Below are 333 nucleotides of genomic sequence, written 5' to 3' on the forward strand. Positions count from 1 at the left end.
GCGCTGTGGGGGGCCTGGTGGGGGCTGCCCTGGCCTCGCGCAACTCCGATGAGGGACTGGAAGAGCTGACGGAAAAGGGCGATCGGGAAGGGGCCGAGCTGCCGCCGCGTCCCCGCCGTCGCCCCCGGTTGGCCGCCAGCGAAAGCAGTGAAGCCCGCATGGAAACGGCGCGCCAAGGACTGGAGGACAAAATTGCCCAGTTGAATGACGCGATCGACGATGTGCGCCGTCAATTGGGTAGCCGGAATGGTCGTCCGGGCCCGGATGCAAGGGACAAGCCCCTCAGGCCCGAAGAGTCCTAGGGCCTGTCGTCCAATCGCCTGAAACCCTGAT

General features: G+C 66.4%; 1 protein-coding gene. It reads left to right on the forward strand.

The window, feature by feature from the left end; genetic code table 11:
• Positions 1-5 precede the first annotated feature (5 nt).
• Positions 6-302, forward strand: coding sequence for a hypothetical protein (locus AMR42_RS01350; RefSeq protein WP_234406507.1), 297 nt, complete (start codon positions 6-8; stop codon positions 300-302).
• Positions 303-333 lie beyond the last annotated feature (31 nt).

This window comes from Limnothrix sp. PR1529 (assembly GCF_002742025.1).
Taxonomy (GTDB): Bacteria; Cyanobacteriota; Cyanobacteriia; order CACIAM-69d; family CACIAM-69d; genus CACIAM-69d.